Source organism: Streptomyces sp. S186, assembly GCF_051603415.1.
Taxonomy (GTDB): Bacteria; Actinomycetota; Actinomycetes; order Streptomycetales; family Streptomycetaceae; genus Streptomyces.
Window position 1 is genome coordinate 4,015,071 of sequence record NZ_CP193932.1, and the last position, 24,589, is coordinate 4,039,659.

Below are 24,589 nucleotides of genomic sequence, written 5' to 3' on the forward strand. Positions count from 1 at the left end.
GGAGAGTACTCTCCAAAATATTAGAGAGGTGCCTCTAGAACGAGTTACGGGAGGGCGCATGGGCGTCTACAACGTGCACGAGCGTCTACTCGCTGCGAAGGAGAGCGAAGTGGGCGCGCTGCTCGACACTCTGTCGAGCAGCGGAGACAAGCTGTGGCCCCACCACAGGTGGCCGGCGATGGAGTTCGACGGCCCCTTGGCCACCGGGGCGACCGGCGGCCACGGCCCGGTCCGCTACACCGTCGCCGCGTACGTCCGCTCCACATGGGTGCGCTTCGCCTTCAGTGGGCCACGCGGCTTCCACGGATTCCACGAATACGCCGTACTGCCCGTCGACGAGGAACACACGCTGCTGCGCCACACCCTCGCCATGAACACCCGAGGCCCGGCCCGCCTCACCTGGCCACTCGCCTGGCGGCCGCTCCACGACGCCTGCCTGGAGGACAGCCTGGACCGCGCGGAACTGGCCTGCACCGGCACAGTGGCGCACCCGGCGCACCGGGGGCTGTACGTACAGCTGCTGCGCAGCCTCGCGCACTGACCACCGGTCACACACACTCGCGTCCACACCACATCGCAGAGGCATGCGGCGCGGGCGTGAGCGCCGCTTCCAGTGCCTGCGGGCGGCCCGAGCACAGCAGCGCGCAGTGCCGGAACTACGACAACGGCCCCCGATCACGGGGGCCGTTCGCTTCGCCCGAATGGCGATGAGTTCGGCGCCGGGCGACGGTCGATACAGGTAGTGACGAGGGCGGCCCCGGCCGCCGCAACCGAACCACAGCCGTACGGCCACCCGGCCCCACCACCAGGAGCGCGTCATGCCGAAGATCACCCCCAACCTCTGGTTCGACACCCAGGGCATGGAGGCGGCCGAGTTCTACTGCTCGGTGTTCCCCAACTCGAAGATCAAGAACGTTACGCACTACACCGAGGGCAGCCCGCGTCCCGCCGGCACCGTCCTGACCGTGGAGTTCGAGCTGGACGGGCAGGAGTTCACCGCCATCAACGGCGGGCCGCAGTTCACCTTCGACGAGGCGATCTCGTTGGCCGTCACCTGCGCCGACCAGGAGGAGATCGACTATTACTGGGGCAAGCTCTCCGAGGGCGGCGCGGAAGGGCCCTGCGGGTGGCTCAAGGACAGGTACGGCCTGTCCTGGCAGGTCGTACCGGAGGGGATGGCCGAGATGCTCAACGATGCCGACCGGGCCCGCGCGGCGCGCGCGATGCAGGCCGTGATGGGCATGGGGAAGCTGGACATCGCGGCCATCAAGGCGGCCGCGGAGGGCGAGGGTTGACGGGCCCGGGCCGGCGCGCGCCGTTCGGCGTTCCGGTTCGTACGGGGCGGGGCCGCGTCGGCCCCGCCGCTCGCCGTCTCGTCAGCCCAGGGCCAGCCAGGCCGCGCCGGCGATCACCACGAGGGCGACGATCACGCCGACGATCACGCCGACGCGCGGGCCGGCCGACGCCTGCTGGGGCGCGGGGGCGCGGCGGCCGCCCTGCGGGGTGCCGCCCTCATCGACGAAGGCTTTGAACATCTGCGTGCTGCCCGCCGGGTCGTAGTTGCCGTCGGCCTGGTGCTGCGGGTTGGTCGCCATGAGGGAGGACCCTAGCGAACCCGGGGCCTTGGGGCATCCCTGGGGCGCGTATCCTCCGCGGGCGTGCGCGGGCGCGGGTCAGGGGGTGAGCCGCCGTGCCTACCGAGCGCGTACGTCCTGGTCACGGAGCGCAGACCGGTCCCTACGGGGCGCCGCGTGACGCGTGCCTGGCATGGAGCCCCGAGCGGGCATGAGGTGGGGCAAGGCGGGGCAGAGGTCGCGCGCCCGCCGCCGGGCGCTCATTTACCGCATTGACCAGCATCTTTACGCGGCAAGGCGGGGTTATTGGATTAGCCATGACCCAGACTTTGCCTTCTCTATGCCGTGGGCGTCACCAAATCGTTTGCCTTCAGCAACCAACTTACTTATGGTTGCCCCAAGCAACAAAACAACCGCGTAGGTTGCGCAGTGAAGAGGCGTGGAGGAGCCGGTGGCCGCTCGCAGTCAGTACGAAGAGCTGGCCCGGCAACTCAGCGCCATCGGGGCCGTCAAGCGGGAGATGGGGCGGATCCTGCCCCAGGACTGCCCGCCGGCGTCGGCCGGGGTGCTCACGCTCCTCGACCGCCACGGCGAGATGCGGATGAGTCAGCTGGCCGAGCTGCTCGCCATCGACATGTCGGTGACCAGCCGGCACGTCGCCCATGTCGCTGAGCGCGGCTGGATCGAGCGCCAGCCCGACCCGGTGGACAAGCGGTCGCGGCTGCTCCGGCTGACCCCGAGCGGCCGGGAGCTCCTGGCGGAGCTCGCCGAGCGCTACACCCAGACGCTCGCCCGGTACTTGGACGACTGGACCGACACCGACGTCGGGCAGCTCGTCGAGCTGCTCGCCAGGCTCCGTACGAGCTTCGGCGACTGCCGTGTCCGGGCAGCGCATCACGAATCCCCCGAATCCCCCGCCACCACCCGCATCCACGCGGCCGGGTGAGAAGCACGGCGAAGCAGAAGCAAAGCGAAGCGAAGCAAAGGAAGTTAAGGAACCACATGGCTACGACCTCACCAGCAGGTGTGCGGGGCGGGCATGCCAAGCATGGGGGCGGTCACGGCGCGTCCCATGACGGCCCGATGACGCACCGTCAGATCATGGAGGCGCTGTCCGGGCTGCTGCTCGGGATGTTCGTCGCCATCCTGTCGTCGACGATCGTCTCCAACGCGCTGCCGCACATCATCCACGACCTGGGCGGCGGCCAGAGCGCGTACACCTGGGTCGTCACCGCGGCGCTGCTGGCGATGACCGCGACCACGCCGCTGTGGGGCAAGCTCTCCGATCTGTTCAGCAAGAAGCTGCTGGTGCAGGTGGCGTTGGTCATCTACGTCGGTGGGTCGGTGGTCGCCGGGCTGTCGCAGAACACCGGGATGCTGATCGCCTGCCGTGTGGTGCAGGGCATCGGCGTGGGCGGGCTGTCCGCGCTGGCCCAGATCGTCATGGCCGCGATGGTCTCCCCGCGGGAGCGCGGGCGTTACAGCGGCTACCTGGGCGCGACCTTCGCGGTCGCGACCGTCGGCGGGCCGCTGCTCGGCGGCGTCATCACCGACACCAGCTGGCTCGGCTGGCGCTGGTGCTTCTACGTCGGTGTACCGTTCGCGGTCATCGCGCTGATCGTGCTGCAGAAGACCCTGAAGCTGCCGGTGGTCAAGCGCCAGGGCGTGAAGGTCGACTGGGCCGGCTCGTTCTTCATCGCCGCCGCGGTGACGCTGCTGCTGGTGTGGGTCACGCTGGCCGGGAAGAACTACGACTGGATCTCCTGGCAGACCTTCGCCATGGTCGGCGGCGCGGTGCTGCTCGCGATCGTCTTCGTGATCGTGGAGACCAAGGCCGAGGAGCCGCTGATCCCGCTGCGGCTGTTCCGGAACAAGACGATCACTCTGGCCACCGTCGCCTCGATGTTCGTGGGCGTCTCGATGTACAGCGGGACGGTCTTCTTCTCGCAGTACTTCCAGCTGGCCGAGGGCAAGTCCCCGACGATGTCCGGCGTGATGACCATTCCGATGGTCATGGGTCTCTTCCTGTCGTCGATGGTCTCCGGCCAGATCATCACGCGCACCGGGCGCTGGAAGGTCTTCCTCGTCAGCGGTGGTGTGCTGCTCACCGCGGGCCTCGGCCTGCTGGGCACGCTGCGCGCCGACACCCCGTACTGGCATGCCGCGATCTACATGGCGCTGATGGGCCTCGGCGTCGGCATGATGATGCAGAACCTCGTCCTGGCGACCCAGAACCAGGTGGCGCCCCAGGACATCGGATCCGCCAGCTCGCTGGTGACCTTCTTCCGTACCCTCGGTGGTGCGGTGGGCGTCTCGGCGCTCGGCGCGGCGCTCGCCAACCGCGTCACCCACTACGTGACCGACGGTCTGACGGCCCTCGGCCCGAAGGCCGCCGCGGCGGCGCGCCACGGCGGCAGCGGCGACGGCATTCCCGATCTGGCGGCGCTGCCGGCCCCGATCCGGTCGATCATGGAGGACGCGTACGGGCACGGTGTCGGTGATGTCTTCCTCTACGCGGCTCCGTTCGCCCTGCTCGCCCTGATCATCACCCTGTTCATCAAGGAGGTCGCCTTGCACAGCAAGTCCGGTTCGGAGCGCGCCCTCGCCTCGGACGGCGACGGCGACACGTCCCAGGCCCCCGCGGCCGCCCCGGCCCCGGCGTCCGCCGCTCCGGTCGAGGAGCGCGAACCCGCCCTGGTCGGCGCCGCCCCCTCCATATCCGACGACGACCTCCACACCCCCTCCTGGGCACAGGCGGCCCCGGCGGCCCCGGCGGCCCAGCCCCTGGCGGCGTACGCGTCGGCCGGCGGCGGGGACGCCACCCCGGCCGGTCCCGCGGTCCACGGCTTCGTCCGCAACGCCGACGGCCACCCGGTGGCCCGCTCCGCCGTCACGCTGATCTCGCTCGGCGGCCGCCAGTTGGGCCGCTCGGTCGCCCAGGCCAACGGCTCGTACGCGCTGCAGGCCCCCGGCGCCGGCTCCTACGTCCTGATCGCGGCGGCCGACGGCCACCAGCCGCAGGCGTCCACGGTCGTCGTCGGCGACCAGCCGCTCGGCTACGACATCCTGCTCAGCGGCACCAGCGGCCTGACCGGCCTGGTCCGCGGCGCGGTCACCGGCGAGCCGGTGGGCGGCGCGATGGTCGTCGTCACCGATGTCCGCGGCGAGGTGCTGGCCACCGGCCTGACCGGCCCGGAGGGCGCCTTCTCCTTCGCCGAACTGGCCCCCGGCGCCTACACCGTCGCGGTCAACGCGACCGGCTACCGGCCCGCCGCCCAGCCCGTCGAGATCGGCGGCCAGGGCACCACCCGTACCGAGATCGAGCTGCTGTCCGGCGCCCGGGTGCAGGGTGTCGTCCGGGCCGGGGCCGACCGCGCCCCGCTGGCCGACGCCCGGGTCACCCTGGTCGACGCGGCGGGCAACGTGGTGGCCACCTCCACCACCGGTACGGACGGCGCCTACGCCTTCACCGACCTGGACGCCGGCGAGTACACGGTCATCGCGAGCGGCTACCCGCCGGTCGCCACCGGCCTGGCCATCGACGCCACCGGCGTGGACGGCTACGACGTCCAGCTCGCCCACCCCGGGGACTGAGCCGATCGGAAGACCCCGGGCCGGGGCGCGCGTTGAGCGGAGACGCGCCCCGGCCCGGCCCCGGACTCCGGCGGCGGCGCTGCGCACAGGCAGGGGACGGCCTGCACGCCACCGCCGGGGTCCGACACCGCCCCGAGCACGCGGCTTCGCCCGGGCCGGGGCACCCCCACCAGGCAACAAACGGGAGAGGCACGTACATGACTTCGACGGGCGCGGCAGCTGCGGGAGTTCGGGCGCAGGTCCGCACGCGGGACGGCTGGGCGGTACAGCACGCCGTGCTGACCGTCACCGACATGACGGGCGCGCAGGTGCTGCGCGCGTCCGCCGACGAGGACGGCGCGGTGCGCAGCGCGGAGCCGCTGGCCGCCGGCCCCTACACGGTCATCGTGACCGCCGTCGGCTACGCACCGGTCGCCTCCAGCGCGATCGTCACGGCCAGCGGACGGATGGACGTCGGCACCGTCGTCCTGGCCCGGCAGGGCGGTGTGGAGCTGCCGCCGCCCGGCCCCTGGACCATCGACCCCATGCACTCCACGGTGGCGGCGGTCGCCCAGCATCTGGGCATCTCCAGCGTGCACGGCCGCTTCACGGAGTTCGGCGGCCGGATCGACATCTCCGAGGACATCGAGAAGTCCCGCGTGGAGGCGGTCATCAAGGCCGCGTCGATCGACACCGGCAACGGCATGCGCGACGGCCACCTGCGCAACGAGGACTTCCTCAACGTCGAGGTCTATCCGCAGATCACCTACCGCAGCACCGGTCTCGCCCCGGCCGGCCCGGACCGCTGGACGGTGCACGGCGACCTCTCCCTGCACGGCGTGGTCCGCCCGGTCGACCTCGACCTGAGCTACCTCGGCACCGGCCCGGACCCGTGGGGCGGGGTGCGCGCCGCGTTCCGCGCCACCGCCGAACTGCGCCGCGAGGACTTCAAGATGAACTACAACCAGGTGGTGGCGGCCGGTATCGCGGCCATCGGCACCACGCTCAAGGTCGAGCTCGACATCCAGGCCGTGCAGGGCGACAGCCTGCCGATGGCCTGACCGGTCGTCCGATGGCCTGACCGGTCGTCCGAGCGGCGGCCCTACGACCGCAGGACCTCGCGCGGTTCCGGTGCCGTGGCCGCGCTGTCCCAGACCGTCAGGAAGGCCAGCCGCAGACACGCCGCGAGGGCCGGGTGCTCGATGACCAGCGCGGTGGTGGAGTCGGCGCCGGCCACCGGGTCGGGCATGTCGCACAGCACCAACGACCCGTCGGCTATGACGAGTTTGAGCGGCAGGTCGGCGGTGAAACGGGCCTCCTCGCCGGCCCCCGCGAAGCTGCGGACGTTGGCGAGCATGCCGGCGTCCTCCAGGGCGCCGGAGCTGTAGATGGCGCGGACGGTGCCGCCGGCCCGGTGCAGCCGGCGGGCGGCCTCGATGCCCTCGGCGTTCTCCGCCGGGGCGACGAACGGCGGTTTGCAGAAGCTCAGCAGCTCCCGGCGGGCCTGCCGCTGGATGTCGGCGAACCGCTCGGCTATGGCCGTCGGATCGCGCAGGATCTCCACGTAGTCGAGCGGGTCGTTGTGCCGGCGCCCGTCCGCCCACAGCGGCTGGAGCGCCGTGGCCAGGGTGCCGGAGGCGCGCTCCAGCCGTTCCAGGGACTCCCGTTGCAGCGCCACCAGCCGGGCCACGGCGAGTTCGGGGGCGACGGCCGAGTACGTCGCCACCCGTCCGGGATGCGCGTGGGCGAGCCGGCGCCGTACGAGCGCGTCCAGTACGTCGTAGACGCGCTGGCGCGGCACGTCCGCCTCGCGGGCGACCTCGGCGGCCGTGTACGACTCCCGTCTGATCAGGGCGAGATAGACCCGCGCCTCGTACCGGGCGAGTCCCAGCGCGACGAGATTGCCGACCGCGTCCTCTTCCAACTCCATGAGGCAAGAAGGTAGCGGGCCGGCAGGGGGGACGGTCCGGTGCCCGGGGGGCCACTGTGCGGGTACCAGAACAAGGCTTTGCCGTAACCCGGTGTCCATTTGACGGAGCGTTCACTACTTTCAAAGAGTCACCACTGACCGGGGTGGCACTCATCGAGCGTACGTGTGCGACGCGTCACCGGAGTCCCGCGAAGTTCCGTGAAGTCCCGCGAAGTTCCGCGGAGTCCATCCCCCGCTACTCGGCGAGATGTCATGTTCTTGACATAGCGAGCACCACGGCACCACCCGGCACCACCGCACCCCCCACATCCAGGCCCCCCACACCCGGCGCTCGCGGTACGCCGGCGCCGGCTTCCCCCTCTCCCCCACGGAGGTCACTCCCTTGTCTTCCCTGCGCAAGAGCACCGTGGACGGCCAAAGAGCAGACCGCACCGGAGGGTTGGCGCGCCGCGGCATCCCGGCCCTGCTCTCGGCGGCCACCCTCGTCATCGGCGGCCTGATCGCCGCCGTCCCGGCGGGCGCCGCCCCGGCCCCGGCCGCCGCCCCGGCCCCGGCCGCCGCCCCACAGGCGTCCGGCTCCGCCACCGTCCCCACCCACCGCCTGTGCGCCGAGCCGGCCAAGCCCGGCTACATGGCCTGCAACGCCGTGGCCCGTACGGACGTCAGGCAGAACCTGGCCCTCGGCCGCCACATCAAGCCGTCCGGCCTCGGCCCCGCGGACCTGCAGAGCGCCTACAAGCTGCCCAAGACCGGCGGCGCCGGCCAGACGGTGGCGATCGTCGACGCCAACGACGACCCCAACGCCGAGAAGGACCTGGCCACCTACCGCAAGCAGTACGGCCTGCCGGAGTGCACCACCGCCAACGGCTGCTTCAAGAAGGTCGACCAGAACGGCGGCACCAAGTACCCGGCGCCGGACTCCGGTTGGGCCGGTGAGATATCCCTCGACGTCGACATGGTCAGCGCCGCCTGCCCGCAGTGCCACATCCTGCTGGTCGAGGCGAACAGCGCCAGCATGGAGGACCTGGGCGCGGCGGTGAACCGCGCGGTCACCATGGGCGCCAAGTTCGTCTCCAACAGCTACGGCGGCTCCGAGGAGTCGGCCGACCCCACCTACGACACGAAGTACTTCAAGCACCCGGGCGTGGCGATCACCGTCAGCTCCGGCGACAGCGGCTACGGCGTCGAGTACCCGGCGGCGTCCCAGTACGTCACCGCGGTCGGCGGCACCTCGCTCAAGAAGGACAGCAGCACGCGCGGCTGGAGCGAGTCGGTCTGGGGCACCAAGGCGGGCGGCGAGGGCGCCGGCTCCGGCTGCTCCCAGTACGACGCCAAGCCGTCCTGGCAGAAGGACACCGGCTGCGCCAAGCGCGCCGTGGCGGACGTCGCCGCGGTCGCCGACCCCGCCACCGGCCTCGCGGTGTACGACAGTTACCAGGCCAGCGGCTGGAACGTCTACGGCGGCACCAGCGCCTCGTCCCCGCTGATCGCCGGCGTCTACGCCCTCGCGGGCGCCCCGGGTTCGTCCGACACCCCGGCCTCGTACCCGTACACCCACGCCTCCGCGCTGAACGACATCACCAGCGGCGCCAACGGCTCCTGCTCGCCGTCGTACCTCTGCACCGCGGGCAAGGGCTACGACGGCCCGACCGGCCTCGGCACCCCGAACGGGACCGCGGCCTTCACCAAGTAACCACCCCGACGGGCACACCCGCCCGCCCCGACCGTCGCAGCCCGGCAACCACCCCACGGAGCCGCCCTGCGACACCCACCAGCGGGCCCGGACCGTTTCCCGACGGTCCGGGCCCGTTGGCGTCATCGCCTGACAACCCGTCGCCTGACAACCCGTCGCCCGGCAACCGATCGCCCGCCAACCGTCCGCCTGCCAACGAGTCGTCGCAGCACGGCCCGTAGAGTCGGTGGAATGAGCGAGGTGGAGAACGGCAGACCGCAGGGGCGCCGGACCGGAGTTGTCGTGGCGTCGGTGGCATGTCTGGTGGCGGTCGGGGTGCTGCTGGCCCTGGCCTGGCGGCTGGGATGGTGGACGCCCGCGGACGGGAGCGGGCGGCTGACGGCCAGGGCGCTGGTGACGGGAGCCGTGTTCCTGCCTGTCGGCCTCGTGGCGCTCTTCGCGTGGTTCAGGCAGCGCCGGTGAGGCGTCGGCTCCCGCCACCGGTGCGGGCAGCCGGTCAGTGCTTGTGGTCGGCCGAGGACTTGTACGGCGCCGCGGCCTGTTGCGCGGCGGCCAGCAGGGCGGGCTTCATCTTGGGCCAGAAGTAGCTGTCCTGGCAGGAGAAGGCGGGCGTGAAGCCGTCGCAGTTGCGGCCGTCGACGTCGCCTATCTCGATGGTGAGGCTGGCCAGGCCCAGCTTGTCGTAGGTCCAGTCGTCGGTGCCGCCGGACGCGTCGTAGAGGATCTCGCCGGCCTGGCCGGACTGGTAGCCGGTGAGCTTGCCGAGCCGCCCGGCGAGGGCGCGCAGCGCGGCGTCGTTACCGGTGTGAACGGTGTGGTCGTGCTCCCAGGGGAGCAGGACCATGCTGGCGTCGCTGTGGAGGCTGATCATCAGGCCCTTGGCGGTGTCCGGCGCGGGGTCGCTGTCCCCGGTGCCCTTGCGCACCGCCGGGTACAGCTTGCGGAACAGGCCCTCCAGCGCGGTGTTCTCCGGTTCGGAGTCGGCGGCGGGGCCGAGGTAGACCTCGCTGCACGGCTGCTTGGAGGTGCCCGCGCCGCCCCAGTGGGTGCCCGCGTTGCGGTTGAGGTCCACGCCGGTCTGGCCGTCCCCGCCGCAGCCGCCGCCCTGGGAGTCATCGGCGTTCTTGCGCTGGAGGATGGGGTTGTCGCCGCCCTGGGCGACGATGTCGACACCGTCCGGGTTGGTGATCGGGACGACCCACATCTCGGTGGAATCCATCAGGGCGGTGATCTTGGGGTCCTTGCCGTAGTCCTTGGTCAGGGTGTCGATCCAGCGCCAGGAGACCTCGCCCGTGGTGAGTTCCCGCGCGTGGATCTGGCTCATCAGGAAGAAGCGCGGCTTGGGCGCCTTGGGGTCGAGGCCGCAGTCGCCCTGCTTCATCTTGGTGAGGCAGATGGCCTTGAGGTCGTGGCCGCCGCGCCCCTTCTGCTTGAGCCAGGACTGCCCGTAGGTGACGACCTTGGCCAGGTCCGGGTGCTCGGAGGCGACCTGGTCGAGGTGTGCGTAGTGCGCGTCCACGGTGTGGTAGCCGCCGTCGTAGGTGTCGTCGACGCCGCCGGCCTTGCGGGCCGTACGGGGCTGGTGCGGCAGCGGCTTGTGCAGCGTCTCGTCGACCGTGGCGGCGAAGCCGAGCCCGCGCAGTCCGGCGGCCGTCGACGGGTCGCCCATGACGAAGAGGTCGTTGCCCTGGCGGCGCTCGATCACGTCGTAGCCGGCGGAGGTCAGCTTCTGTGCGTCACCGCGGTCGTGGGTGGGGACGCGGTAGACGACGACGGTGTGCCCGTCGGACGCGCCGGCCGTGCGCTGCGTATGGGCGAGGGCCGGTGGGGAGAGTGGGGAGAGGGCCGTGAGCGCCGCGGCGGTCGCCGCCGCAGCCGTGGCCAGAAGGGTTTTCCGGGGCATGGCATGGCCTTCCGTGGGGGGTGGCGGCACCGGCCTGCGCACGGAGGCGGCCGGCACGCGCCTCGTCCACGGCGGCTGCCGGGAACGGGGGCCATGCGGCGCGCCGGGCGCGTCGGCCGCTGCCATGGAGCCCATCGCCAGGCATAGTGCCATGCTCATGCCATGTCCGGAAGGGGAGTTTCGGGCATCCTGGCGGTGAAGTCGCGGAAGGTACAAGGGAGTTCGGGGCGCCCGCGTCCTCACCTCGGCGCGGGGCCCGTTCGCCGCCTGCCGCAGGCGGCGGCACCGTGCGCCACCCGCCCCACGAGCGGACCGCACACCTGAGGGACATATGCCAACAGGTTGCGCCTCCGGTTCACTCCCCAGAGGCACGGACGAGTCCGGCTGGACCACCTGGACTGCGGGATCCGGCGATCCCTGCTCTCGTGGAACGCAGTGATCACTACTGCCCCAGGAGAGCCATGCAACGCCACACTCCCTCCACGGCACCCCCCGACAAGAGGCCCTCCCCGCACCGGACCGCACCCCCGCCCTTCCGGCGCCGCCGCCTCTGCCTGGGCGCGACCTGCGCACTCGTGCTGAGCGGCGCGCTGGTCGCGGCCGGCGCGCCGTCGCACGCCCCCAGCCGGAGCGCGGCCGGCTACGCGGCCGGTTACCCCGTCCGCGTCAGCGCCTACGTGGCCAACAGCAGCTCGGAGGTCGTCTCGGTCTACGACACCCGTCTGGAGCACAAGTTCGGCGCCGTCCAGGTCGGCTACGGCCCGACCGGGGTGGGGGCGTCCCCGGACGGCGAACGGGTCTACGTCGCCAACGGCCGCTCCAACACCGTGTCCTGCATCAACACCGGCCCCCGGCTGGTCACGTCGACCGTGCGGGTGGGACGCCGGCCCTTCGCGGCGGTGCCGAGCCGGAACGGCCACCGGGTGCTGGTGGCCAACTTCGGCTCGGACTCGGTCACGGCCCTCACACCCGACTGCCATGTGATCGGCACCGTCCCGGTCGGGCCGCTGCCGCACAGCATCACCACCATCCCGGACGGGCGGGCCTATGTGACCGACAACGGCGGTGGCTGTGTGACCGTACTCGACCCGAGCTCCCGCGCGATCCGGCGGATCCGGGTCGGGGACTTCCCCAGCGGAATCAGCTCGCCGCCCTCCGGCCGCCTGGTCTACGTCTCCAACACCGGCTCCGGCACGATCTCCGTCATCGACACCCGAAGCGACACCGTGGTGGGCCGTCTGCCCGGCGGCCGGGCGCCGCTGGGCAGCGCGGTCAGCCCCGACGGCCGGTACCTCTACGTCGCCGACACCGCCCGGGACTGCCTGCTGATCATCGACATCGGCGCCCACCAGATCATCGGCCACATCCACGTCGGCGCCCAGCCGCAGGGCGTCGCGGTGACCCCGGACGGCCGGCGGGTGTGGGTGACCAACGAGCAGTCCGACACCGTGTCGATCGTCGACCCCTACGCCCGGCGGGTGCGCGCCACCCTGCCGACCGGACACGAGCCCGAGGGCATCGCCATCACCCCGCGCTGAGCCCCGACGGCGAGGCGGCCTTTCCTCACCACAGTGCCGTTCCCACGAGGCTGCGTGGGAACAATCTCCGTGTATCTCCGTGTATCTCCGCACATCCCCGCACATGCGTACGATGCTGCGCGCAAGCGTGACAGTGACCCGAACGGCCGGTCCCGACCCCGCTGGTTGCCACACACTGGTGCCGACGGCCTCGGTCCGGCCAGGGAGCCCTGGGCCGGTGCAGATCGATGGCCACGCCGGCCGCGTGTCCCGGCGAACGCCCCGGCAGACGACCCGGTCCACGTCACCTTTCGCCCGCCACGGGAGATCCGGAGATCTCATGCGCATCCAGCACCTCGCCACGGCACTCGGTCCGCTGGCCGCCGCGGCCGCCCTCGCCCTGGCCGCCACCGTCCCCGCGGCCGCCGCAGCCGGCGCCGCCCCGGCCCCTCCCGCCCGCACCCCCGCGGACTGCCCCGTGGGCTTCCTCTGCTTCTGGTCGCAGCCCGACTTCACCGGCGAGATGCGCGCCCTTCAGTACCCGCAACACGACTGCGAGGCCGCGCCGTTCCCCACCGCCCGGTCGGTCTACAACAACGGCGAGGAGACCCGGACGTTCTACGCGGCAGCGCGCTGCAAGGTCCGGATCGGCTCCCTGGAACCGGGCGGCTCGGTCCGCTCGGTCTCGGTCTCCAGCTGGCAGTGAGGAGGCGCGCCCACGGCGGCGCCCACGGTCACGTCCCCGGCCGTGCCCCGGCCCCGCCGTCCCCGCGGGCGGGTCAGCCGGCCGCGCGGCGCTCCCGCTCCTGCCGTGCCCGCATCGCGTCGATGCCCGCGATCTGCAGGTCGAGGGCGAACGAGAAGTCCCGGTCGAGCATGTCGAGGGCGCTGGCGTCGGGCTTGGCGTAGCTGGCGCGCGAGGAGAGCTCCATCGTCTCGGCGAAGTCGGGGCGGTCCGAGAGCGCGGCGACGACCTGGGCGAAGTAGTCGTCGATGCTGAGGCCGGCGGCGCGGCAGCGGGCCTCGTGAAGGCTGCGGATGGTGGAGAAGCCGTAGACGAAGTGGAAGAGCGAGGCCAGGGCGCCGGAGATGCCCTCCGGGTCCAGCCCGCTGTGGGCCATGACCCGCAGCGTGGCGTTGGCGAACGCCGTGGAGTGCGGGCCGATGTTGGGGAACTCGCCGAGCAGGCGGGGCGCCCAGGGGTGGCGCAGCAGGGCGTCCCGGTAGGTGGTGGCCAGGCCGCGGAGCTGGTCGCGCCAGTCGGCGGCGGCGCCGGACTCGTCGGGCAGCACCATCTCGCCGGCCACCGCGTCCACGGCGCGTTCGAGCAGGTCGTCCTTGGTGTCGACGTACCAGTACAGGGACATGGCGGTGACGCCGAGCTCGGCGGCGAGGCGGCGCATGGAGAACTTGGCCAGGCCCTCGGCGTCGAGCAGCCGGACGGTGCTGGCGACGATCCTGTCCAGGCCGAGCCCGGCGGGCTGTTCGGCCTTCCTGCGGAGCGGGGGCCGGTCGGTCAGCCAGACGCTGTGCGGCTGCGGCTTGGCGCGCCCGTTCGTCGCTGCTGCCATGGCGCCCTTCCTTGGGTGGTGCGGGAGTGCGTAACCCGCGGCCGGGTCCCTCGGGACGGCCGCCGGCCCGGACGGGACGAGCGGAACCGTCCCGTCCGGCAACGATGCTATTCGGCCGGGGCGGGGGCCGGGTGGGGGCCCGCGGGCGCGGTGGCAGCGCCGGCGTCCGCCGCCTGGTCCGGTCCGTGCTCCGGTCCCTGGGGCGCGCCGCCCGCCCCGTCGGCCTCGCTCCCGGCGCGTTCCGCGCGGCGCAGCAGGACCGCGGCGAGCAGCCCGCCGAGGAAGACGGCCGCCGCACCGACCAGCTGGCTGGTGCCGATACCGGCCGCGAAGGCGTCGTGGACGGCGGTCCGCTGCTCGGCCGTGTGCGTACGCTCCAGGGCCGCGGAGAGCGAGCCGGCGCCGGCGGCAACCATCGGGAGCAGCGCGGCGAAACGGGAGTTGAGGACCGCACCGAGCACCGCGACGCCCAGACCCTGGCCGAACTCCATCAGGGTGCCGTTGACGCCGGCGCCGACGCCGGCCTTGGCGGGCGGGATCGCGGACATGATGGCGTTGGCCATCGTCGGCATCGCGATCGACACCCCGACGCCCATGACGATCAGGCCGACCAGCATGCCGCCGTAGCTGTGGCCGCCGAGCAGCGAGATCGCCGCCAGGCCGCCGGCCAGCAGGGTCATCCCGGAGACGATCATGCCGGGGGTGCCGAAGCGCGGCATCAGACGGGCACCCAGCCCGGTGAAGTTGAGCACCACGACGGTGAGCGCGAGCGGCGCCATCCGCAGGCCGGCGTCCAACGGGCCGTAGCCGAGCACCAGTTGGATGTGCTGGGTGAGCAGGAACATCGAGCCGCCCAGCCCGAAGGCGACCAGGATGCCGCCGGAAACCGCGCCGATGAACCGGCGGTTGCGGAAGAAGTGCATGTCCAGCATGGGGTACGGAATCCGCAGCTCCCAGAGGGCGAAGAGCGCCAGCCCCACGACACCGACCGCGGCCGAGAGCAGCACCTGCCGCGACAGCCAGCCGTCCACCGGCCCGGAGATGATCGCGTAGACCACCCCGACCATGCCGACCATCGACAGCAGGGCGCCCAGCACGTCCGGGCGCTCGCCGCCGCGGCTCTTGGACTCGGGGACGAGGGCGAGGACGGCCACCAGGCCGATCGCCGCGACCGGGAGGTTGACCAGGAACAGCGAGCCCCACCAGAAGTGGTCGAGCAGCGTGCCGCCGATCAGCGGCCCGGCGGCGAAGCCCAGGGAGTTGACCGAGCTCCAGATGCCGATGGCCTTGGGGCGCTCCTCGTCGTCGAAGATCTGCATCACGACCGCGAGGGTGGTGGTCACCAGCAGCGCGCCGCCGATGCCCATACCGGCGCGGGCGCCGATCAGCTGGCCGGGCGACTGGGCGAGGGCGGCGCCGAGCGACGCGACACCGAACAGCGCCAGACCGACGGCGAGCATCTTCTTGCGGCCGTAGCGGTCGGCGGAGTTGCCGGCTATCAGCAGCAGCCCGGACTGGACCAGGGAATAGGCGTTGAGCATCCACTGGACATCGGCGGTGGTCGCGCCCAGTTCCTCGGTGAGGGACGGGACGGCGACGTTGAGCACGGTGTTGTCGAGGACGACGGTGAGTTGCGCGATGCAGATGACGGCCAGGATCAGCCAGCGGGTGGCCGGCCGGCCCGGTGGCCGGAGGCTGGTGGCGTGGGCGTCGGGGGCCACGGTGGGCATACGAGCTCCCTGTACGGTGCGGGCGGAGAGACGTACACCGTACAGGGGCACTTATACGCTGTAAATTTGTTTTTTGTGCGGGCCTGGGGCCGGGGGCGGGGCGTTATTCCCTTCGCTGTCCCTTGCGCTGCGTCAGGTCGTAGAAGGTGGCGCCGGCGACGGTGACCTGCTGGAAGTTCTTCTCGATCCAGGCGCTGATCCGGGCGGCGGGGCCCTGCTGTCCGAAGCCGGCGGGGGCGCCGCGGAAGCCGCCTCCGGGCCGCTTGCCGGCGACGAAGTAGTGGATCTTCCCATCCGCCACAAAGCGCTGAAACTGGGCGAGGGTCGGCGACGGATCACTCCCGTTGAAGCCGCCGATCGCCATCACCGGCTTCTGGGTGGCCAGTTGGTAGCTCGCGGCGTTCTGGGAGCCGACGGCCGCGGCGGCCCAGGTGTACTTGTCGGCGTTCCGCTCCACCAGGCGCTCGGCCGCGCCGCTCACCGAGGCGCCGTCGAGCAGGCCGCCCATGCCCCTCATGCCGCCGGCGACGCCGCCGCGCGGCATCCCGGCCTTGTTGCCGCCCCGCCGGAACATCCGGCCATGACCGCCGCCGGGGAAGCCGCGGCCGCCCCGTACCGCGGGGCCGGCGGTGACGATCGAGCCGCCCTTGGCCGTGTTGACGGTGTCCAGGGTGTACGCGAGCGGCCCGGCCAGCGCGGTGGCCACACCGAGCCCCACCGCCACACCGGCCACGACACCGGCCCGCCGCCGCGTGGAACCCGCACCCCGTCCCGGCACCCGGCCGTCCCGCGCGGCCGCCCCCGCCGACAGCAGAAGTCCCAGCGCCGCCGGCAGACCGAGCGCCAGCACCGTCCACCGCAGCCACGGCAGCCACTGCGGCGACCGGTCCAGCAGGACGTACGACCAGACGGCCGTCACCGCGACGACCACGGCCGGCACGATCCGCGCGAGCCACCCGCCGCGCCGCCACACCAGCACCGACCCCATGCCGACCACGGCCGCGAGGTACGGGGACAGCGCGATGTTGTAGTACTGGTGGAAGATCCCGGACATGAAGCTGAAGATCGTGAACGTCATCAGCAGCGCGCCGCCCCACACCAGGAACTCCGCCCGCTGGGCCGCCTGTTCGGCCTGGTCGGCCTGTTCGGCCGCCCCCGCACGCCGCGCCCGCCACAGCACGCACACCGCCACCACCAGCAGGATCAGCGCGGCGGGCAGCAGCCAGGAGATCTGACCGCCCATGTCGGGAGAGAACAGCCGGGTCAGGCCGGTCTCGCCCCAGCCACCGCCGTGGCCGCCGGCCCCGCCATGGCCGCCGTGCCCGCCGTGCCCGCCGCCGACGCTGCCCCGCTCGTTCCCGTCGATCCGCCCGAAGCCGTTGTAGCCGAAGGTCAGCTCAAGGAAGCTGTTGGTCTGCGAACCGCCCACATAGGGGCGCGCCGACGCCGGCAGCAGTTCGACGATCGCCACCCACCAGCCGCCGGTGACCACGAGCGCCAGCCCGGCCAGCAGCAGCTGCCCCAGCCGCCGGCGCAACCGCACCGGCGCACAGCACGCGTAGACCACGGCCAACGCCGGCAGGATCAGCCACGCCTGCAGAGTCTTGGTGAGGAAGCCCAGCCCGAAGCAGACCCCGGCCAGCACCAGCCACTTCGTCCGGCCGGCCTCCAGGGCGCGCAGCACGCAGGCGACCGCGCAGACCATCAGCAGGCACAGCAGCGCGTCCGGGTTGTTGAAGCGGAACATCAGCGCGGCGACCGGCGTGATCGCCAGCGCCCCCGCCGACAGCAGCCCCGCCACCGCCCCGAACCGGCGCCGCACCGCCGCGTGGAGCACCCCGACCGTGGCGACGCCCATCAGCGCCTCGGGCACCAGGATCGCCCACGAGCTGAGCCCGAAGAGCCGCACGGAGAGCTCCATCGGCCAGAGCGAGGCCGGCGGTTTGTCCACGGTGATGGCGTTGGCCGCGTCCGAGGAGCCGAAGAAGAACGCCTTCCAGCTGACGCTGCCGGCCTGGACGGCGGCCGAGTAGAACTGGTTGGCGTACTTCGACGCCGACAGGTCCCAGAGGTAGAGCACCGCGGTGACCGCCAGCAGCGCCCACAGCGCCGGCCGCGCCCAACGCGGGTCCTCCGGGCCCCCCGTGCTCTCCGCTGCTCTCTCGGGGGCCGATGTCTGCTCCTGGAGGGTTGGTGCTTGGGGGGTTGGCGCTTGGGGGCTCATCGAGCGCTCCTGCTGACGTCGTTACGGCCGTGCGGGCGGCGGGGGCCGTGGTGGGGGCCGTGGGGGCCGTCCGCGTCGCGCGGGCCGTCCGTATCGCGTCGCTCGCGCTCGCGCTCCGGGAACACCCAGGCGCGGAAGAGCAGGAAGCGCAGCACCGTGGCCGCGAGGTTGGCGGCCACCAGCACGGTCAGTTCGCCGGCGTGCGAGGGGCTGACGGTGGCCGTGCCGAGGGCCGCGAGGGACCCGCTGGTCAGCGCCAGCCCGATGGCGAAGACCACCAGGCCCTGCGCCTGCTGGCGGACGGCCCGCTCCCGCCCGCGCACCCCGAACGTCAGCCGCCGGTTGGCGGCCGTGTTGGCGAGTGCCGACACCAACAGGGCGACCGCATTGGCCACTTGGGGGCCGGTCCCCAACCGGAAGAGGGAGTAGAGACCGAGGTAGAGCAGCGTGCTCAGCGCCCCGACGACGGCGAACCCGACGACCTGACGGGCCAGCCCGCCCGGCACTCCGGAGAGTTCCCGGTCCCGGGGGTCGTCGCCGAACGGCCGGGCGAGCCGGTCCAGCGGCAGCGCGCCGGTCGCCAGCGCCCGACCCACCCGCCAGACGCCCTTGAGGTCGTCGGTCGCGGTCCGCACGAGGTGCACGGTGCTGTCCGGGTCGTCCACCCAGTCCACCGGCACCTCGTGGATGCGCAGCCCGGCCCGTTCGGCCAGCACCAGCATCTCGGTGTCGAAGAACCACCCGGTGTCCTCGGTCATCGGCAGCAGCCGGCCCGCGACATCGCCGCGGATCGCCTTGAAACCGCACTGCGCGTCGGAGAAGCGCGCGGCCAGCGAGCCCCGCAGAATGAGGTTGTAGGCGCGCGAGACGAACTCCCGCTTGGGACCGCGGACCACCCGCGCGCTCCGGCTGAGCCGGGACCCGATCGCCAGGTCGGAGTGCCCGGAGATCAGCGGCGCCACCAGCGGCAGCAACGCGTTGAGGTCGGTGGACAGATCGACGTCCATATAGGCCAGCACCGGCGCCTCGGACAGCGACCACACCGTGCGCAGCGCTCGCCCGCGCCCCTTGTCCTCCAGCCGTACGGCGGTGACATGGTCCATCCCGTCGTCCAGCCGGGCGGCGATCAGGGGCGTGTCGTCGGTGCTCGCGTTGTCCGCGATGGTGATCCGGAACCCGTAGGGGAAGGTGCGGGTCAGGTGGTCGTGCAGCCGGCGCACACAGGGTTCAAGGTCCTTCTCCTCGTTGTGGACGGGGATCACCACATCGAGGACGGTCTCGATCTGGCCGGGACGCAGATGCTCGCGCGGTGGCAGCGAACCCGACGGCGTCGAACCCGACAGCGTCCGGGACGGGGTCGGCGTAGGCGTGGTCATGCCACGACGCTCGCCAACCGCCCTGTCACGGCAGTGTGGTGAGCCTGTGCGCCGGCTGTGAGTCGAGGGCTACCGGAGCAGCGTGCTCCGGGCAGCGTCACCGTGCCGGAGCAGCGCGCTACCTGTTCTGTCCGGGCAGCGTCACCGTGAACACCGTCCGCCCCGGCACGCTCGCCACCGCGACCGTCCCGCCGTGCGCGGCCACCACCGCCTGCACGATGGCCAGCCCCAGCCCCGTACTCCCCCCGCTCCGGCCGCTCCCCGTGACGCGCGACCGGGACGCGTCGCCCCGCGCGAACCGTTCGAAGACATGCGGCAGCAGCCCGGCCGGGATGCCCGGCCCGTCGTCCTCGACCTCCAGCTGGATCGCGTTGCCGGCACCACGGCCGGGCTGGGCGGGCTGGGTACCCGACCCCCTCGCCCCGGGCCGTCCCGGCCGTCCCAGGGGCCGCACCCGGGCGGTCACCGTCGTCCCCTCGGGTGTGTGCGTACGCGCGTTGGCCAGCAGATTGACCAGGATCTGGTGCAGCCGGTCGGCGTCCCCGCGCACCAGCGCGGGGTGGTCCGCGTCCGGGAGTTCCAGCCGCCAACGGTGGTCGGGCCCGGCCGCCCGCGCGTCGCTCACCGCGTCCACCACCAGCGGCGAGAGGTCCACCGTGGCGTACGAGAGCGGGCGCCCGGAGTCGAGCCGGGCGAGCAGCAGCAGGTCCTCCACCAGGCCGGTCATCCGCTCCGCCTCGGACTCGATCCGCCCCAGCGCATGCCGGGTCTCCGGGCCGGGCTGCTCCTCGCCCCGCCGGGTCAGCTCGGCATAGCCCCGTATCGACGCCAGCGGCGTCCGCAGCTCATGGCTGGCATCGGCGACGAACCGCCGTACCCGCGTCTCGCTCTCCTGGCGCGCCGAGAGCGCCGAACCGACGTGCCCCAGCATGCGGTTGAGCGCCGCTCCGACCTGCCCCACCTCCGTACGGGCGTCGGCTTCGGCGGCGGGGACGCGGACATGCAGGGCCACCTCGCCCTGGTGGAGCGGGAGTTCGGACACCCGGGTCGCGGTCGCGGCGACCCGCCGCAGCGGGCGCAGCGCGATCCCGACCATGGCGGAGCCGGCGATTCCGGCCGCGACCAGCCCGGCGACCGTCACACAGCACTCGATGAGCACCAGCCGCCCGACCGTGTCGTTCACCTCGTTGAGCGGAATCCCCAGCACCAGCGCACCGTTCTTGGCGTACTGCGCCCGGTACGCGCCGAGGCCGGGCAGGTCGGTGCTGTGCCGACGGCCGTCCCGGGGCACCGCGGCCAGCGCCGCGAGCTGCTCGCCGTCCAGCGGGGTCAGCCGGTCCGACGGCAGCCGGCTCGTCGAGCGGTTCATCCGCGCGCCGCCCTCGAACGTGCCGTCCGGCCCGACCCGGGCCCCCACCGTCCCCGGCACCTGACCGGGCAGCGCCACGAACTCCAGCCGATCGTCCCGCAACGCATCGTGCGGCCGCGGCCCCACCGCCCGCCCGATGCCCTCGCGCAACCGGGCGTCCAACTGCCCCTGCAGATACGCATGCAGCGCGATCGCGGTCACCGTACTGATCACCGCCGCCACGACGGCGATCAACGCCACCGCCGACACCACGAGCCGCGTCCGCAACGTCCAGCGCCGGCGCCCGCCCCGGCGGCCGGTGTCCGGCCGGAGACCGGGGGTGGGCTGGGGGCCGGGGGTGGGGGTGGGGGTGAGCCGGGGGCCAGGGGTGGGCCGGAGGCCGGTGGTAGGCCGGATGCCGGAGGTGGGCCCCATGGCCCGCTATCCGGCCGGCTTGATCAGATAGCCCGCACCCCGCCGGGTGTGGATCATCGGCTCCCGCCCGGCGTCGATCTTCCGCCTCAGATACGAGATATACAGTTCGACGACATTGGCCTGCCCTCCGAAGTCATAGCTCCACACCCGGTCCAGAATCTGCGTCTTGCTCAGCACCCGCCGCGGATTGCGCATCAGATACCGCAGCAGCTCGAACTCCGTGGCGGTCAGATGGATGTCCTGACCGTCCCGCCACACCTCGTGGCTGTCCTCGTCCAGCACCAGATCGCCCACGGTCAGCAGCGACTCACTGCGCACCGCGGCCGCGCCCGCCCGCCGCAGCAGCCCACGCAGCCGGGCCACCACCTCCTCCAGGCTGAACGGCTTGGTGACGTAGTCGTCGCCACCCGCCGTCAGTCCGGCGATCCGGTCCTCGACCGCGTCCTTGGCGGTCAGGAACAGCACCGGTACGTCCGGCAGTTCGTTCCGCAGCCGGCCGAGGACGGTCAGCCCGTCCATGTCCGGCAGCATCACATCGAGCACCACCGCGTCCGGCCGCCAGCTCCGGGCGCACCGCAGCGCACCCGCGCCGTCGCCCTCCGACTTGATGTCCCAGCCCTCGTAACGCAGCGCCAGCGACAACAGGTCCGCGAGCGAGGACTCGTCGTCCACCACGAGCACCCGTACGGGGCTGCCGTCGGCCCGCAACAGCTCCGGCTGCTTGCCGGGGACCTGCCCGGGCGCCTTGCCGGCTGCTTTACCGACTGCTGTACCGGCCGCTCCTTTGGAGGACGAGCCCGAGGTCGCCACACGGTACAAGGCTGAGGACGTCGACGAAGTCACGGTCATGGCAGGGAGCCTGACCCGGCCCTCTGAAAGCTCCCTTGCCGGTTTCTGTGAATCTCCTGAGAATCTCCCCTCCCTTCGGTCAAGCCCGCAGAACACACGTGCCCCACCCCGTCACGACCGACCTGGACCGCCCCCCGCGCGGCCCACGCCGATCACTCTTCCCTCAGCATGACACCCCCCACTGACAATCCCCCTGACCTGCACATTCCCCCAAACCGACAGCTCCGCCAGGCCCCCTGGACCCCACGAGCCCAACACCCCCGCCCTCAACTCCCCAACACCCCTCACCACTCCCCAACTCCCCGTAACGTCCTCCCCATGACCCGCCTCCTGGCCCTCTCCGGCAGCCTCCGCGCCCGCTCCTCCAACGGCGCCGTCCTGCGCTCCGCGCTGGAACTCTTCGACGGCCCGACCGCCACCGCGGACATCGGCGCGCTCCCGCACTTCAACCCCGACCTCGACGGCGAGGACGCCACCCCGCCCGCACCCGTAGCCGCCCTGCGCACCGCCGTCGCCCAGGCCGACGCACTGCTGATCGTCAGCCCGGAGTACGCGCACGGCGTCCCCGGTGTCCTCAAGAACGCCCTCGACTGGCTGGTCAGCAGCGGCGAATGCGTCGGTAAGCCGGTCGCCGTGATCACCGCCTCCCCGTTCCCCACCGGCGGCGACCACGCCAACGCCCAACTCCGCGAAACCCTCCGCATGATGACCGGCAACGTCATCGCGGACGCCTGCCGCGAGATCCCCGCCATCGGCCCGAAGATCGACCCCATGACCGAGCGCGTGACCGACGGGCCCACCCTCACCGACCTCCGCACAGCCATCACCCACCTGGCCACCGCTGCCGCCCCGACCACCACCTCCGCCCCCACCACGTAACCGCCGCCGGAACCGGGCCGGGCGCTGACCACGCCCCCACCTCACAGCCGTCCACCGCCCCGACATCAGCCCCCTCCCCCGTCACTTCCCCCATCCCCCCGAAACGTCGCCCGATAGGCCCGCGGCGACACCCCCAGCGCCGCCTGGAAGTGCTGCCGCAGCGACGCCGCCGTCCCGAAGCCCGACTCCGCCGCGATCCGGTCCACCGTCAGCTCCGACTCCTCCAGCAACTGCCGGGCCCGCTCTACCCGTTGCCGGGTCAGCCACCGCACCGGCGACATCCCCACCTCCTCCCGGAACCGCCGGGTGAAGGTCCGTACGCTCATCGCCTCCCGCGCCGCCAGCTCCCGCAGGCTCAGCGGCCGGTCCAGGTGCTCCAGCGCCCAGGCCCGCGCCACGCCCGTCGACGACACCTGCGGCTCCGGCACCGGCCGCTGCACGTACTGCGCCTGCCCGCCCTCCCGGTGCGGCGGCACCACCGTCCGCCGCGCCACGTCATTGGCGACCGCCGCCCCGTGATCGCCACGCACCATGTGCAGGCACAGATCGATGCCCGAGGCCACCCCGGCCGCCGTCAGCACCTCCCCCTCGTCCGTGTAGAGCACCTCGGCATCCACCTCGACCTGCGGAAACATCCGCCGGAAGTCGTCCACCGACCGCCAGTGCGTGGTCGCCCGCCGCCCGTCCAGCAGCCCCGCCGCGGCCAGCACGAACGCCCCCGTGCAGATCGACGCGATCCTCGTCCCCGGCCGGATCCGCGCCAGCGCGTCGGCCATCGACGGACTCAGCCGCCCCTCCCGTTGCTCCGCCCCCGCGTCGTAGTCCCCCGAGGACGCCGGCAGAACGACGGTGTCCGCGGTCGCCAACACCTCCGGCCCGTGCGCCACGTTGACGGTGAAGTCGGTGTCCGTACTCACCTCTCCCGGCTCCAGCGCACACGTCACCAGCTCGTACAGCGGCTCCCCGGACGCGGACCTGGCCTCCCCGAAGATCCGGTGCACGATCCCCACCTCGATGGGCAGCATCCCCGGCCGCACCAGCACCGCCACCCGGTGCGGCCGCCCGCTCCCCGACTCACCGTTCATCCCCATGGCCCGATCCTTGCACTCCATGGCCATCCGGCCACTCGTCCGCGGACCGCCCGCCACGGAGGGTGGACGCCATGAAGGTCCTCTGGCTGTTCGCCCACCCCGACCACCGCTCCCTGAACGGCGCGCTCAAAACGGAAGGGCTGCGCACCCTCGAAACCCACGGCCACCAGCACCAGGTCTCCGACCTCTACGCCATGAAGTGGAACCCGCTGGTCGACGCCGCCGACTACGATCACGACCCGACCGACCGCCTCCTGGTGGGCGAAGCCTCCGAACGTGCCCACAGCGCCGGCCGGTTGAGCCCCGACATCGTGGCCGAACAGCAGAAACTCGCCTGGGCGGACACCCTCGTCCTGCAGTTCCCCCTGTGGTGGTACGGCATGCCCGCCATCCTCAAGGGCTGGTTCGACCGGGTCTTCGTCAAGGGCTTCGCCTTCGGCCTCACCGACCCCGCCACCGGCCGCCCGCAGCGTTACGGCGACGGCCCGCTGACCGGCAAGCGCGCCCTGGTCGTCGTCACCGCCGGCGCCCGCGCCGCCACCCTCGGCCCCCAAGGGGTCAACGGCGACCTCAACGACCTCCTCTTCCCCCTCCAGCACGGCACGCTCTGGTACACCGGCATGTCCGTCGTCCCGCCCCTGCTGATCCCCGGCGCGGACCGCACCACCCCGGACACCTACGCCACCGCCGCCGCCCGTCTACGCGACCGCCTGCTCACCCTCCCCACCACCGACCCCCTCCCCTTCCGCCACCAGAACACCGGCGACTACGACGACAACCTCCTCCTCCACCCCCACCTCACCCCCACACCCCCCACCGGCCCCTCGGCCCACTACACCACCCCACCCCCACCCGCACACCCGTAAACATCACGGCGGAAACATCACGGCTGAACA

21 protein-coding genes are annotated in these 24,589 nt (G+C 72.4%); 11 read left to right on the forward strand and 10 right to left on the reverse strand.

Going from position 1 to position 24,589, the window contains the following annotated elements; genetic code table 11:
- The first annotated feature begins 58 nt into the window (after positions 1-58).
- Both ACRAS8_RS17155 and ACRAS8_RS17160 read left to right on the forward strand, forming a co-directional pair.
- On the forward strand, positions 59-541 hold the full coding sequence (locus ACRAS8_RS17155; RefSeq protein ID WP_438486909.1) for an SRPBCC family protein: 483 nt from the start codon (positions 59-61) through the stop codon (positions 539-541).
- 277 nt (positions 542-818) lie between these two features.
- Positions 819-1,295: a VOC family protein gene (locus tag ACRAS8_RS17160; RefSeq protein ID WP_438486910.1), complete on the forward strand. Its 477-nt coding sequence runs from the start codon at positions 819-821 to the stop codon at positions 1,293-1,295.
- An 81-nt stretch (positions 1,296-1,376) separates the two neighbouring features.
- Here the strand turns inward: ACRAS8_RS17160 and ACRAS8_RS17165 are convergent, their stop codons facing one another.
- The gene (locus tag ACRAS8_RS17165) at positions 1,377-1,595 is read right to left on the reverse strand and encodes a hypothetical protein (RefSeq protein WP_438486911.1); all 219 of its coding nucleotides are present in this window, start codon (positions 1,593-1,595) and stop codon (positions 1,377-1,379) included.
- Between the two features lie 430 nt (positions 1,596-2,025).
- Between ACRAS8_RS17165 and ACRAS8_RS17170 the strand changes: the two genes are divergently transcribed.
- The 3 genes from ACRAS8_RS17170 (at position 2,026) to ACRAS8_RS17180 (ending at position 6,208) form a co-directional block, all read left to right on the forward strand.
- Positions 2,026-2,520 carry a MarR family winged helix-turn-helix transcriptional regulator gene (locus tag ACRAS8_RS17170; protein ID WP_438486912.1) on the forward strand — a complete coding sequence of 165 codons (495 nt, stop codon included), beginning with the start codon at positions 2,026-2,028 and terminating at the stop codon, positions 2,518-2,520.
- A gap of 56 nt (positions 2,521-2,576) precedes the next feature.
- Complete coding sequence (locus tag ACRAS8_RS17175) at positions 2,577-5,168, forward strand: MFS transporter (protein WP_438486913.1); 2,592 nt, start codon at positions 2,577-2,579, stop codon at positions 5,166-5,168.
- Positions 5,169-5,365: 197 nt separating this feature from the next.
- The gene (locus tag ACRAS8_RS17180) at positions 5,366-6,208 is read left to right on the forward strand and encodes a YceI family protein (protein ID WP_438486914.1); all 843 of its coding nucleotides are present in this window, start codon (positions 5,366-5,368) and stop codon (positions 6,206-6,208) included.
- A gap of 41 nt (positions 6,209-6,249) precedes the next feature.
- Here ACRAS8_RS17180 and ACRAS8_RS17185 read toward each other — a convergent pair whose 3' ends face one another.
- Positions 6,250-7,077 (reverse strand): TrmB family transcriptional regulator, encoded by an 828-nt coding sequence (locus tag ACRAS8_RS17185; protein ID WP_438486915.1) that lies wholly within the window; start codon positions 7,075-7,077, stop codon positions 6,250-6,252.
- Between the two features lie 439 nt (positions 7,078-7,516).
- Between ACRAS8_RS17185 and ACRAS8_RS17190 the strand changes: the two genes are divergently transcribed.
- Entirely contained in the window at positions 7,517-8,770 is a 1,254-nt protein-coding gene (locus tag ACRAS8_RS17190) for a S53 family peptidase (RefSeq protein ID WP_438490513.1), read from the forward strand.
- Between the two features lie 231 nt (positions 8,771-9,001).
- Complete coding sequence (locus ACRAS8_RS17195; RefSeq protein ID WP_438486916.1) at positions 9,002-9,232, forward strand: hypothetical protein; 231 nt, start codon at positions 9,002-9,004, stop codon at positions 9,230-9,232.
- Between the two features lie 34 nt (positions 9,233-9,266).
- Here ACRAS8_RS17195 and ACRAS8_RS17200 read toward each other — a convergent pair whose 3' ends face one another.
- A complete protein-coding gene (locus tag ACRAS8_RS17200) occupies positions 9,267-10,673 on the reverse strand; it encodes a M14 family zinc carboxypeptidase (protein ID WP_438486917.1) in 1,407 nt (468 codons plus the stop codon).
- Positions 10,674-11,134: 461 nt separating this feature from the next.
- Here ACRAS8_RS17200 and ACRAS8_RS17205 point away from each other — a divergent pair, with 461 nt between their 5' ends.
- Positions 11,135-12,211: a YncE family protein gene (locus ACRAS8_RS17205; protein ID WP_438486918.1), complete on the forward strand. Its 1,077-nt coding sequence runs from the start codon at positions 11,135-11,137 to the stop codon at positions 12,209-12,211.
- A 319-nt stretch (positions 12,212-12,530) separates the two neighbouring features.
- Positions 12,531-12,896 carry a peptidase inhibitor family I36 protein gene (locus ACRAS8_RS17210; protein WP_438486919.1) on the forward strand — a complete coding sequence of 122 codons (366 nt, stop codon included), beginning with the start codon at positions 12,531-12,533 and terminating at the stop codon, positions 12,894-12,896.
- A gap of 73 nt (positions 12,897-12,969) precedes the next feature.
- On the opposite strand, the gene ACRAS8_RS17215 is transcribed toward ACRAS8_RS17210, so the two are convergent.
- From ACRAS8_RS17215 to ACRAS8_RS17240, 6 genes are all read right to left on the reverse strand, one after another.
- A complete protein-coding gene (locus tag ACRAS8_RS17215; protein ID WP_438486920.1) occupies positions 12,970-13,761 on the reverse strand; it encodes a TetR/AcrR family transcriptional regulator in 792 nt (263 codons plus the stop codon).
- A gap of 107 nt (positions 13,762-13,868) precedes the next feature.
- Entirely contained in the window at positions 13,869-15,491 is a 1,623-nt protein-coding gene (locus ACRAS8_RS17220; protein ID WP_438486921.1) for an MFS transporter, read from the reverse strand.
- Positions 15,492-15,594: 103 nt separating this feature from the next.
- Positions 15,595-17,715, reverse strand: a complete 2,121-nt coding sequence (locus tag ACRAS8_RS17225; protein WP_438486922.1) for an ArnT family glycosyltransferase — start codon at positions 17,713-17,715, stop codon at positions 15,595-15,597.
- Complete coding sequence (locus tag ACRAS8_RS17230; protein ID WP_438486923.1) at positions 17,712-19,091, reverse strand: glycosyltransferase; 1,380 nt, start codon at positions 19,089-19,091, stop codon at positions 17,712-17,714. The genes ACRAS8_RS17225 and ACRAS8_RS17230 overlap by 4 nt, the downstream gene beginning before the upstream one ends.
- Positions 19,092-19,209: 118 nt before the next feature.
- Complete coding sequence (locus tag ACRAS8_RS17235; RefSeq protein ID WP_438486924.1) at positions 19,210-20,874, reverse strand: sensor histidine kinase; 1,665 nt, start codon at positions 20,872-20,874, stop codon at positions 19,210-19,212.
- Between the two features lie 6 nt (positions 20,875-20,880).
- Positions 20,881-21,582 (reverse strand): response regulator transcription factor, encoded by a 702-nt coding sequence (locus tag ACRAS8_RS17240; protein WP_438490514.1) that lies wholly within the window; start codon positions 21,580-21,582, stop codon positions 20,881-20,883.
- 459 nt (positions 21,583-22,041) lie between these two features.
- Here ACRAS8_RS17240 and ACRAS8_RS17245 point away from each other — a divergent pair, with 459 nt between their 5' ends.
- A complete protein-coding gene (locus ACRAS8_RS17245) occupies positions 22,042-22,602 on the forward strand; it encodes an NADPH-dependent FMN reductase (protein WP_438486925.1) in 561 nt (186 codons plus the stop codon).
- 65 nt (positions 22,603-22,667) lie between these two features.
- On the opposite strand, the gene ACRAS8_RS17250 is transcribed toward ACRAS8_RS17245, so the two are convergent.
- Positions 22,668-23,720: a GlxA family transcriptional regulator gene (locus ACRAS8_RS17250; RefSeq protein ID WP_438486926.1), complete on the reverse strand. Its 1,053-nt coding sequence runs from the start codon at positions 23,718-23,720 to the stop codon at positions 22,668-22,670.
- Between the two features lie 44 nt (positions 23,721-23,764).
- Between ACRAS8_RS17250 and ACRAS8_RS17255 the strand changes: the two genes are divergently transcribed.
- Complete coding sequence (locus ACRAS8_RS17255) at positions 23,765-24,559, forward strand: NAD(P)H-dependent oxidoreductase (RefSeq protein ID WP_438486927.1); 795 nt, start codon at positions 23,765-23,767, stop codon at positions 24,557-24,559.
- The last annotated feature ends 30 nt before the right edge of the window (positions 24,560-24,589 follow it).

Excerpts from the sequence above, each read along its gene's own strand:
- ACRAS8_RS17155 (WP_438486909.1), top strand. The coding sequence starts at position 59 with ATGGGCGTCTACAACGTGCACGAGCGTCTACTCGCTGCGAAGGAGAGC.
- ACRAS8_RS17160 (WP_438486910.1), top strand. The coding sequence starts at position 819 with ATGCCGAAGATCACCCCCAACCTCTGGTTCGACACCCAGGGCATGGAG.
- ACRAS8_RS17165 (WP_438486911.1), bottom strand. The coding sequence starts at position 1,595 with ATGGCGACCAACCCGCAGCACCAGGCCGACGGCAACTACGACCCGGCG.
- ACRAS8_RS17175 (WP_438486913.1), top strand. The coding sequence starts at position 2,577 with ATGGCTACGACCTCACCAGCAGGTGTGCGGGGCGGGCATGCCAAGCAT.
- ACRAS8_RS17180 (WP_438486914.1), top strand. The coding sequence starts at position 5,366 with ATGACTTCGACGGGCGCGGCAGCTGCGGGAGTTCGGGCGCAGGTCCGC.
- ACRAS8_RS17185 (WP_438486915.1), bottom strand. The coding sequence starts at position 7,077 with ATGGAGTTGGAAGAGGACGCGGTCGGCAATCTCGTCGCGCTGGGACTC.
- ACRAS8_RS17195 (WP_438486916.1), top strand. The coding sequence starts at position 9,002 with ATGAGCGAGGTGGAGAACGGCAGACCGCAGGGGCGCCGGACCGGAGTT.
- ACRAS8_RS17200 (WP_438486917.1), bottom strand. The coding sequence starts at position 10,673 with ATGCCCCGGAAAACCCTTCTGGCCACGGCTGCGGCGGCGACCGCCGCG.
- ACRAS8_RS17205 (WP_438486918.1), top strand. The coding sequence starts at position 11,135 with ATGCAACGCCACACTCCCTCCACGGCACCCCCCGACAAGAGGCCCTCC.
- ACRAS8_RS17210 (WP_438486919.1), top strand. The coding sequence starts at position 12,531 with ATGCGCATCCAGCACCTCGCCACGGCACTCGGTCCGCTGGCCGCCGCG.
- ACRAS8_RS17215 (WP_438486920.1), bottom strand. The coding sequence starts at position 13,761 with ATGGCAGCAGCGACGAACGGGCGCGCCAAGCCGCAGCCGCACAGCGTC.
- ACRAS8_RS17220 (WP_438486921.1), bottom strand. The coding sequence starts at position 15,491 with ATGCCCACCGTGGCCCCCGACGCCCACGCCACCAGCCTCCGGCCACCG.
- ACRAS8_RS17225 (WP_438486922.1), bottom strand. The coding sequence starts at position 17,715 with ATGAGCCCCCAAGCGCCAACCCCCCAAGCACCAACCCTCCAGGAGCAG.
- ACRAS8_RS17230 (WP_438486923.1), bottom strand. The coding sequence starts at position 19,091 with ATGACCACGCCTACGCCGACCCCGTCCCGGACGCTGTCGGGTTCGACG.
- ACRAS8_RS17235 (WP_438486924.1), bottom strand. The coding sequence starts at position 20,874 with ATGGGGCCCACCTCCGGCATCCGGCCTACCACCGGCCTCCGGCCCACC.
- ACRAS8_RS17245 (WP_438486925.1), top strand. The coding sequence starts at position 22,042 with ATGACCCGCCTCCTGGCCCTCTCCGGCAGCCTCCGCGCCCGCTCCTCC.
- ACRAS8_RS17250 (WP_438486926.1), bottom strand. The coding sequence starts at position 23,720 with ATGGCCATGGAGTGCAAGGATCGGGCCATGGGGATGAACGGTGAGTCG.
- ACRAS8_RS17255 (WP_438486927.1), top strand. The coding sequence starts at position 23,765 with ATGAAGGTCCTCTGGCTGTTCGCCCACCCCGACCACCGCTCCCTGAAC.